8 protein-coding genes and 1 pseudogene are annotated in these 10,228 nt (G+C 60.0%); 2 read left to right on the top strand and 7 right to left on the bottom strand.

What is annotated here, in order from left to right:
• Positions 1-202: 202 nt before the first annotated feature.
• The 4 genes from M0954_RS18640 to M0954_RS18625 form a co-directional block, all read right to left on the bottom strand.
• On the bottom strand, positions 203-718 hold the full coding sequence (locus M0954_RS18640; protein WP_183143320.1) for a GNAT family N-acetyltransferase: 516 nt from the start codon (positions 716-718) through the stop codon (positions 203-205).
• Positions 719-753: 35 nt separating this feature from the next.
• Entirely contained in the window at positions 754-1,221 is a 468-nt protein-coding gene (locus tag M0954_RS18635) for a TIGR02594 family protein (protein WP_297354811.1), read from the bottom strand.
• Between the two features lie 49 nt (positions 1,222-1,270).
• Positions 1,271-4,249 carry an EAL domain-containing protein gene (locus M0954_RS18630; protein ID WP_122158499.1) on the bottom strand — a complete coding sequence of 993 codons (2,979 nt, stop codon included), beginning with the start codon at positions 4,247-4,249 and terminating at the stop codon, positions 1,271-1,273.
• Positions 4,250-4,363: 114 nt separating this feature from the next.
• Entirely contained in the window at positions 4,364-5,137 is a 774-nt protein-coding gene (locus M0954_RS18625) for a hypothetical protein (RefSeq protein ID WP_183143319.1), read from the bottom strand.
• A 284-nt stretch (positions 5,138-5,421) separates the two neighbouring features.
• Here M0954_RS18625 and M0954_RS18620 point away from each other — a divergent pair, with 284 nt between their 5' ends.
• Positions 5,422-6,756, top strand: a complete 1,335-nt coding sequence (locus M0954_RS18620) for an MFS transporter (protein ID WP_297354809.1) — start codon at positions 5,422-5,424, stop codon at positions 6,754-6,756.
• 209 nt (positions 6,757-6,965) lie between these two features.
• Entirely contained in the window at positions 6,966-7,322 is a 357-nt protein-coding gene (locus M0954_RS18615; protein WP_122158498.1) for a hypothetical protein, read from the top strand.
• A gap of 3 nt (positions 7,323-7,325) precedes the next feature.
• On the opposite strand, the gene M0954_RS18610 is transcribed toward M0954_RS18615, so the two are convergent.
• The 3 genes and pseudogenes from M0954_RS18610 to M0954_RS18600 all read right to left on the bottom strand — a co-directional run.
• Entirely contained in the window at positions 7,326-8,372 is a 1,047-nt protein-coding gene (locus tag M0954_RS18610; protein WP_122158497.1) for an ABC transporter permease, read from the bottom strand.
• A 23-nt stretch (positions 8,373-8,395) separates the two neighbouring features.
• Positions 8,396-9,928, bottom strand: a complete 1,533-nt coding sequence (locus tag M0954_RS18605; protein WP_297354807.1) for a sugar ABC transporter ATP-binding protein — start codon at positions 9,926-9,928, stop codon at positions 8,396-8,398.
• A 78-nt stretch (positions 9,929-10,006) separates the two neighbouring features.
• A pseudogene (locus tag M0954_RS18600) lies at positions 10,007-10,228 on the bottom strand (autoinducer 2 ABC transporter substrate-binding protein); the annotation flags it as partial.

Raw genomic sequence — 10,228 nt, 5'->3', positions numbered from 1 at the left:
TCGGCGGCGGCGTCAGGTTCGTCGTCGTGGTTCTGCATTAGCAGGCTGAGTTCGTCTGCAACCGTCATCGTGCATCTTCCCTGGCTAGAAATCAGAACATTCAACAGCACAGCGTTCGTGGCAATCAGCGGCGGGTTCGGCCCGTTGCGGTGCGCGCAAAGCCGCTACTCGGGACGGCTCATGCAATTGTTCATTCGTTAGATCAGTCAGCCAAAGCGCGATAGTAACGAAGTTCAACAAGCGACGCACCGCCGATTTGAGCTGACTTGCTCGTACCATCGTGAGCAAAGCCCAGCTTTTGATAAGCCGCTATCGCACGATGATTCTCTGCCAACACCCAAAGCGCAACGTGTTTATATCCCGCGTCTCGCAAACGCGTCTGTGCAGCGTCGCTCAAGGACCTGCCCACACCTTTGCCCCACCACGACGGCAGTACATAGAAGGCCTCCACTTCGGCCCATTGACCGTCCTTGTCCTCATCCCGGCAACGGCCAAACGCGACCCAGCCGACAAGCATGTTGCCGGTGTGCGCAAGCAACACGCGGATCCGCCCGCTTCCAAGCGCCTTTTGCCATCCAGCGGTGCGCCCTGTGACGGTCAGGTCGTTTAGAAACTGCTCCGGAATGATCCCGATGTAAGCGGCCTGCCATGTCGCCACGTGGACCGTCGCGATCGCCTCGGCGTCTTCGACATTCGCTTCGCGTACTTCAATCGACATCGGTACGGTTTCCTGATGATTTTTAGCCAACCATATCATCTAAAGACACCGCCCGCAGGCCAGCGATAACCCAATACCGATTCACGCGGATAGGCGTTTTCGCAGACGCAGCCCAACTGGTTGCCGCCCCACAGATAAACGTTTTGCGCATCCTCGCGCAGAAAGAACCCAACATGCCCTTTCCAGCTATCCGGCTCGTCGCGATACAGCACGGCAACGCACCCCAAAGCCGGCTGTCCGAGCGCCTCCCCCCACTCAAGCCACGAGCGGGCGAGCGCCGACCCGGTCCCGGCGATGTCAAGTTGTGCCAGACACCAGTTCACGAACGACGAACACCATGACGCTTTATCGTCGTAGCCGCGAATATTCGTGTGCCGATGGTATTCGGTGATGCGCGGATTGCTTTGTCCCAGCGGATACTGAGCCACGCCAGTTTCCCCGCGGGCGACGGCAAGCCAAGGTGGCCCCTCGCCCGTATCGGGTTGGTAATGAAGATCGTCCATGGATCAAATTGCAAAGGAAACGACGCCTACCCTACACTTGCGCGGCCGCTCAATGCAAACCGGCCCGCACGCGGATTTCATATTCTTCTTCGATACGCGGCGCGGGTTCGAGCAGGCTATTGACGAAGTCTAGAGTGGCCGGATCGTCGATGAAGCTCGCGGCCGAACTGGCAGTCAGAATCGCAGCGCTTTCCTGCGGCCTCGCGATCACGAAGCCTTGCACATAATCTACGCCGATCTCTTTCAGCGAGCGTAGCGTATCGGCATCCTCCACCCACTCGGCAATGCTACGCATGCCCAGGTTACGCGCAAGCGCGACGATCGCCTCCACAATCGCCGTATCCGCAGGATGCGCGCACATCGTACGAATAAACTCGCCGTCGATTTTCAATGCGTCGGCCGAAAGATCCTTCAGGTATTTGAACGACGTATAGCCTGCGCCGAAATCATCGAGCGCAATCTTGCCGCCCATATCGTGGACGCGGGCAATAAAGCGCTGCGTATTCTCCAGATCGTGCAGCGCCACGCTTTCGGTGATTTCGAGGCACAGATAGCGAACAATCGGGCGGTAGCGCGCGAACAGCGCAAAGATGTCTTCCATGAACTGCTCGTCGTTGAGCGAGCCGCCGCTCAGATTCACGCAGACAAAACGCGTCTTCGACAAAGCATGCCGATTCGTCTCGATCCATTCGAGCACGGTGGCGAGTACCCATTTGTCGATGGCCGCAATGTTGCCGGACTCTTCCGCCGCCACGATCACCTTGCCGGCCGGCAGCGTCGAACCATCAGGCGCGCGCCAGCGCAGCAGCACTTCGAAATCGAGCGAGGCGGTCGGCGCGGCGAGCGACATGATCGGCTGCATCACCAGGAACAGACCAGGCGGCAAACGGTTCTGACCGAGCGTCTCGACCAGCATGAGTTCCCTGGCGCGTTCCTCGAAGGCCGCGGCACCTTTGCGATACGTGACGAGATGCCCGTGTGCCACGCCCTTCGCCTCGCGGCACGCACCGTCGGCGTTGGATAGCGCGTCCTGCACGCGCACGCCGTGCGAGCACTCCACCAGACCGATCGACGCCTTGACCTGAAACGCGCAATTGCCTACCTGATACGGCGCGGCACTGAGCACGGTGACCAGTTCGCGGCATTGCGCAATCGCATCGTCGATTCCCGTATTGCTCATTACACAGATGAACTCGTCGCCACCGATCCGTCCCACCGAATAGTCGGACCTCACCACCGAGCGGGTACGCGCCGCGACCTGCTTGAGCACTTCGTCACCCGCGCGGTGGCCGAACAGATCGTTGACGAGCTTGAAGCGGTCAAGATCGATATACGCGAGCGCCCACGGTGCGTTTTCGTCGCTTTGTTCGGCGATGACCCGCTCGACCCCGCGGCGATTCAGCGAGGAGGTTAGCGGATCATGCTCCGCGAGATAATGGAGCCGCTCGGTTGCCTTCGAGCGCTCCGTCACGTCCTGCAACGATGCTTCGATCCAGCCGTTCGAATGCGTGGCCTTGAGCGAATAGCGCCGCTCAGCCGTGCCGGTTTCGAGCGAGCCGCCCAGTTCGAGTTCGGCCTCACTGCCCTTCTGCGCCAGCGCCTGCAATGAACCCCAGGCGCCCGGCTCGAAATAGTCCTTCCAGTGACGGTCTTTGTATTCCCCCGTGCGCATATCGAGCATCGCACGCAGCGCGGGATTGGCCCGCACGAAACGTCCGTTCTCATCCAGGGTGAAGAGGCCGATCGGCGCGACGTCATAGGTGTTGCGCAACTCCGTCTGCATGCGACGGCGGCGTTCGCGATCAGCGCGCATCTGCTCGGCAATCGCGAACGCGGCCATCATGCTCGACGACAGCGCTGCGATCACCGGATTCACGCCGCCAAACAGCAGCTTGATGCCGAAAGCTGCACCCAGCACCTCGGAGAAGATCGAAAACAGCACGACCGCCATCGAAGCCACGTACCACAGCACCGTACGCGAACGCGTTGTCCACACCAGCCGCGCAAGCAGGAAAATCAGCACAACCATGCCGAGGCTGCTCAGTGCCCACAGCACCGGAATGAACTGCGCATACCGCAACGTAGCGGCTGCCACGAGCATCAGGAGACCGTTGTATTGCACGATCCGTAGCATCCAGCGAAAGCCTTCTCCTTTCAGCTCGCGGCGGAACAACTGGCCGAATAAAGCTACCGTGAGCATGTAGTACACGGCGAAGGTGGCCTGACGCAGCAACTGCATGTGATCGGACGGAATGATGCGGCCGATCCATTCCATGTCCCAGCCCATCGCATTCGCGCAGAGCCGCAGATTGCCGACGAGCCAGGCCGCGAAAATCACATACGTCCATTCACGATTGATCAGCGCGGTCACGAAGACGAACACGGCCAGCGTCAACAGACCGCCCGCGATCAAAGCCGAGTTTTCCTGGAAATCAAGCGCGGAGCGACCGAGGTCGTGCGCGTCCCAGGCAAGTACGTTCAGATACGCGGGGCCTGAAAACGTCCCGCGGCACAAGACAGCGCTCTGGGCAGACACAGGCGCGTCGACGGCGAGCTCGAACCCAGCCTTGATCGGGATGATCTTGCCGCTGATGCCCCGGTGGTCACCTTGCCCAAGCGGCGCCAAAGTCGACGCGTTCCAGCAGGCGATTGTTTGTGCGTGACGAGACGGAAATTCAATCAGCGTGGGCTGCCCCGATTTGATGACGGGCACGTCGAACAAAAACCAGAAAGGGGTTTCGGCGAGGCGCGTACTGTACCGCCTCGTGGAAGGCGCCTGCAGTTGCCCTCTCAGGGCTTGCAGCGCGTCGGCCGGCGTAAGCGAACTGGTCTTGTCAGGGATGACATGCAGATTCACGGCAAGCGAGCCGTTCGACTCGAATTGCCTTGGCGCCCACAGAAAGGCGACGACCGTCGCGGCCGCGATGAGTCCCGGCACGAAGTACACCGAGAATGCGAACAGTAGCCAGTCGATGAACGACCCCGCACGCATGTACCTCGATCGCGAGAAGAAAGTCGCCAATTCCATACCTGGAATTCCCCTAGTGCGGCAGCGCTTCTATTTAGGCAATGGCAGAGCTCGAATGGCTCCGCCATCGCCACACTCCATTAGTTGGCCTGCCGGATGGCCGGACTATGTTTTTTAGCTACTTTGAGCAATTTGCGAAGCCTCCAGGCATCCTACCGTTTCTCGCGCAAAAGATAAATCTACCGGGGATAAATCGATGTCCGGGTGGTGCGTTTCAAACACGAACTGGAACAGCGGGTGCCGGACCGCCGCCCACCGCTGGCGCGCCACCTTCACAGGCTTGGCCAACACCCGGTGAGGTAATCCGCCTACATGCGCCATTGGCAGAAACTGATTTTTGGCGAAAACGTCGTCGAAAAGCATGGCTTCGTATTCGCGATCCAATGGAACGCGCGCAGTAATCACCATCCAGTCGATCTGCTGTTGCTCGCAATATAAAAACAATGCCTTGCACAGCCCGATCTTTACCATGCGCCCGATTACCCCGCCGGCCACTCCCAATCGAGTGGCTTCCGCCATGCGGGTACCCTGCAGCCATTCGGGTAATTCAACGGATTGCTCGACCGCCAGCGGTGCAAACTGGTTGGTCTGAATACGCATGGTCCCGAGCGGACCGCCGTCCAGCTTCGATTCCGCCAGAAGCACGGCCGTCCCGGGCGCGTAATCGCCCACTTCTATCGTCATTTGGCTGGCGAAGTCCGGCAGATGCCGGCTGTAAGCCATTTGACGCATTTCGACAGCTTTTTGAAGGGATTCTTCATCCGTGACGATTCGAATCGTAAACGGCATTCTTTCGGTTTTATACACCAGCAGGTTCAAATCTACCGAGTCGGCGGCCCGACCGTTGTGCGATTCGGAAATTAATACTGCAGGATTGAGTCGATCCATTTTGTAACCCCAATTGAGCGATAAGAGAAGAAATCGCCGCACTGGGCACGCCATATATCCGTGCTTCAGCACGACAAACTAGACTCTCATGAACTCAAATTTACGTGTGAGTCCTATCTAATCTTTCTGGGTAACTTACTGAATTGCCTTACTGGGGGCGCGATCCACGGGAAGGCCGAAGCGACGCGCAAACGTTATCGCTCGGCGAGAGCACGATGAGGGCGAGCGGGATCGTCGAACTTGCACTAAACTTGGCGGCTTTTTAGCAATGTGGCGGCGCATGCATGGCGTCGGATCCGCAACCGACTTCGCAATCAATGAACCCTCAGCCCGCAGAGCCCCCCGCAGATTCGAATCCCACTCCCTCCAGCGAATCAGGCGCCGCGACAACCGGCGCTACGCTACAAAGCTTGCCGCGCAGCAGGCCTTTTCAGCGCTTCTGGTGCACCCGCGTCCTTTCTTCGCTGTCCTTCCAGATGTTGGCGGTCGCCATGGGCTGGCACATCTATGCGATCACACATAGCGCCTTCGCGCTTGGCCTGCTCGGTCTTGCTCAATTTCTGCCGATGTTCACGCTGACCCTGGTGGTCGGCCACGTCGCCGACCGCTACGACCGCCGGCGCATCGCCGCCGTCTGTCAAAGCATCGAAGCCGCTGCTGCGTTGCTGTTTGTGTTGGGCACCTTTGGCGGGTGGCTGGGCGCACCGGTTATCTATGCGCTCGCCGCTTGCGTCGGCGCGGCGCGCGCCTTCGAATCGCCCGCCGTGTCTTCGCTGTTACCGGGTGTCGTGCCTCGCGCCCAGCTGCCCCAGGCGACCGCATGGGCCACCTCGGCCGGCCAGACCGCGCAGATCGTCGGCCCGGCGCTAGGCGGCCTGCTGTATGGCGTTGGCCCTGGGTTTGCGTACATCGTCTGTACGTTTACGTTTGCATTGGCGGCGGTGCTGGTTTGGGGTATTCCATTACAGGCCAAGCCACCCACACGCGCACCCGTAACACTCGAGTCCGTCTTTTCAGGCATCGCTTTTATCCGCCAGCAACCAGTCATTCTCGGCGCGCTGTCCCTCGATTTATTCGCTGTCCTGTTTGGTGGCGCGACCGCCCTGCTACCCATCTTCGCGCGCGACATCCTGCACGCCGGACCGCTCGGACTCGGTCTGTTGCGCTCGGCATCCGCCATCGGCGCGCTAAGCGGTACCATCTGGCTCGCGCATTTTCCGCTGCGTAATCGGCCCGGGGCGGCCATGTTCGGCGGCGTGATTGCGTTCGGCGTAGCAACCATCGTATTCGGCCTCTCGCATAAATTTCTGCTCTCGTGGCTCGCTCTCGCGGCGCTCGGTGCGTCGGACGTGATCAGCGTGGTCGTGCGCAGCTCCTTAGTGCAACTACGTACACCGGACGGGATGCTTGGACGCGTGAGCGCGGTCAATGCGCTGTTTATCGGTTCTTCGAACCAGCTTGGCGAATTCGAGTCGGGGCTGACTGCCGGATGGTGGGGTGCGCAACCTGCGGTGCTGGTGGGAGGCGTCGCCACCATCGCCGTTGCCTTGCTCTGGATGAGGTTGTTTCCGGCCCTACGGAACGTGCAATCACTCGGGCACGAAGAGGTCAGTTCGTAAGATCTGCCAAGGAAATATCTGTTGCGCATACGCAACGTCAAGTGGGGGCGAGTAGCCGCTCTTCGATGGGTCGATTTTACCGATTCCCTGTACCACAGGACAAAATGGTCGCCATTTAGGTGCGCCTCCTTCCGCAATCGCACCTTTCTGCAGAACGCCAGTCAAACTTTTTAGCATTGGTCCGAGACTGACGCGAACATGGAGGAGACATGCAGACTGCTCACCACTCTCATCACTTTCATCTCGAGCTGCGCCACGCAACGGTACCCACCTACGTGACCAGCTATCTCTTTCCGATCCTGCTACTCGTCTACGAGGCGCACCGGGTCGGGCGATGGATCTACGACTACGGCATGAACTTCGCGAATTTCAAGTACATGGGCTATGAATTCCTGCTCATGCTGACGTTCGTGGGCCTGCAGATTTTCGTCGAAGTGGTGTTTCTGGCCTGCACGGGCATCACCCGCCATCCGGACTTCGAGCACCGGGTCGCCAACGTTCTAACGGGTATCGGCTGCTCGCTCGTGGTGATCGGCTTCGATCTGGCGTTGCAGCACGCGTTTTAAAGCTCAGGACTTTCGCTGCAAGGCAAACAGCGTACCGGCGATCAGAATGAACGCGCCGATGATGACCTTTTGCCATGTGCTGGGCACGCCGACCAGGATCAGGACGTTGTTGATCAGCGTGACCAGCACAACCCCAAGCAGCGTGCCGACCACGGTGCCCGTGCCGCCGGTAATGCGCGCGCCGCCGAGAATCACCGCCGCGATCACATCGAGCTCGGAGCCGACGAGGTCGAATGGGTTCGCCAGACGGTTATTCGACACGTGCAAAATCCCCGCGATGCCCGCCAGCATGCCCGTATAACCAAACACGAACAGATGGATCGCGCGTACGTTGTAGCCAAGGCGCTCCGCAATGGCGAGGCTGCCGCCCATCGCGTAGACGCCGCGGCCCATCATGGTCCGGTTCAGCAACCACCATGTGACTACGGCCGCCAGCACCAGCGCCAGCACCGAGACCGGCAGCACTGCGCGCAAACCGTCAGCCGTCTGATAGAAAAACAGCGGGATGCGCCCGAAGCGATCCATGCTGTGCGGAATGTTCATGAAGAACGTCGTGCCGATGAACGTCAGCAGAATGCCGCGATACAGATATTGCGTGCCGATCGTCACGATCAGCGAAGGCGCTTTGAGCCGGTGCACGAGCATGCCGTTGATGAGGCCAAGCAACGTGCCGCCCACGGCGCCAGTGATCAGGATCAACGCAAACGGCTCGTCGGGCCACCATGCGAACACGGCCTTCGTGATCCCATACATCGTCAGCGCGCCAATCGCCGTGAACGACACGTCAATGCCGCCCGAGGCCAGCACGACCAGCGTGCCGAGCGCAAACAACGAGACGGTGGTCGCCGAATGCAGCGTGTCGAATAGCGTCGCAAACTGGAAGAAGCGCGGATTGATCGCGCCCACGACGACGCACATCACCACGATCAGCCCAAAGGTGAACCACTCAGGGTTACGCGCGAGCTTGGCCCGCACGCCAAGCGGTTTGACCTGCGGGGCAATTTCGACGACGGATGGTGTGGTCATGGTCTGGTTCATACGCGGGTTCATGCTTGTAACGTCCCTAACGTCCTTTAAGCGGCTTCCGACAGCAGCGCGTGGTACAGGTCAGCTTCTTTCATCTGGTCGGCCTGGTATTCGTTTGCGACGCGGCCCTTCTTCATCATCAGGATGCGGTCGCAGTTCTGCAGCAGTTCGGGCAGGTCGTCGCTGATCAGGATAATGCCAATGCCGCGCTGCGACAGGCGCTGTATGATGCGATAGATGATGTCCTTGGAGCCTACGTCCACGCCGACGGTCGGGCCGTGCAGGATCAGCACGCGCGGATCGATGGCGAGCCAACGGCCAATCAGCACGCGTTGCTGGTTGCCGCCCGAGAGCGACTGCACGGGCTTGTCGACATCGGGCGTGGCGATCTGCAACTCCTTGACGGTCTCCACGGCGAGCGCCTGCGCCCGGGCGCGGTCGATCTGGCCGAAGCGGTCGCGCAGGCCGGAAATCATCGCGGTGATCACGTTGTCGCGAATCGGCTTGTCGAGAAAGAGCCCTTCATTCAGGCGGTCTTCCGGCACGTAGCCGATACGGTGATCCTTCGCCTCCGCGGGCGTACGCAACATAATGCGTTTGCCATCGAGTACGACCTCGCCATGCTGCGCAGGCGCCACGCCCGCCAGGGCGCGCGCCAGTTCGTTGCGTCCCGAATCCAGCAGCCCCGTCACGCCGAGAATCTCGCCGCGATGAAGTGCAAACGACACATCGGCAAATTGCCCAACGCGGGTGAGACCGCTCACATCGAGCACGACCTCTGCGCCGAAACCGCCTTCGCGATAGCGCTCGCTCGACAGACGCCGGCCGGTCATCAGTTCGCTGATCTGCGCCTTGGTGTAGTTCGTGATCGGCCCTTGCGCCATAGTCTGGCCATCACGCAGCACGATCACTTCACCGCCGATTGCATAGCACTCGTCGAGCTTGTGGCTGACAAACAGAACTGTCACGCCCTGCGCGCGCAGATTGGTTAGCACTGCAATCAGGTTATCGACTTCCTTTTGCGTCAACGAAGTCGTTGGTTCGTCCATGATGACGAACTTCGCCTCGCTAGCAATGGCACGCGCAATGGCCACGAGCTGGCGCGTCGCGAGCGGCAGCTGCTCGATCAGGGTTGCCTGGAAATCCGCGTCACCGGGCAGGCCGACCGACTCGAGCGCGCGCGCTGCCATTTTCGCCAATGCGCGCCGGTCGAAGGTACGGGCCAGACGGCCGTTGTGGGTGGCCAGTTCCGACGTCAGTGCGACGTTTTCAACCACACTCATGTTCGGCAGCAGGGAGAGATCCTGGTACACCGTCTCGATCCCGGCCGCGAGCGATTCCAGCGCCGACAGGCGCGCATGCGACACGCCTTCGATGATGAGCTCGCCTTCATCGGGCGGCTGCGCGCCGGAGATAATCTTGATCAACGTGCTCTTGCCGCAGCCGTTCTCGCCGAGCAGGTGATAGATCTGCCCACGCTGGAACGACAGGCTCACGCCACGCAATGCGTGCACACCGGTAAATCGCTTGTGCACGCCAACCACTTGCAGGAACGGCACGGAAGCAGCGTCTGAATTCATATTGCCATCGAAACCTTAAGAAGCGTGCCCGCACATGAAGATCGCGCGGGCACGCCTGTTACCCAGGAATCTACAAACTTAGAACGAGTAGTTCTTATAGTTCGACTTGTCGACGTCGACCCAGCCCTGGCCGCGCACGATGATGCCCTTGCCCGGACCCTTGCTCACGGTCACCTTCGTGTAGCCCGGAATGCCGAGGTTGTCGCCGTCATGCACCGTCTGGCCATGGATCAGCATCAATGCGATCTTGTTCATCGCAATGCCAGCAAGCTTCGGATCCCAGAACGAAATGCCGTTGAT

Source organism: Paraburkholderia sp. (assembly GCF_026225065.1).
GTDB lineage: Bacteria > Pseudomonadota > Gammaproteobacteria > Burkholderiales > Burkholderiaceae > Paraburkholderia.
The sequence above is the reverse complement of the archived record's forward strand: the minus strand, read 5'-3'. Positions and strand labels throughout refer to the sequence as shown.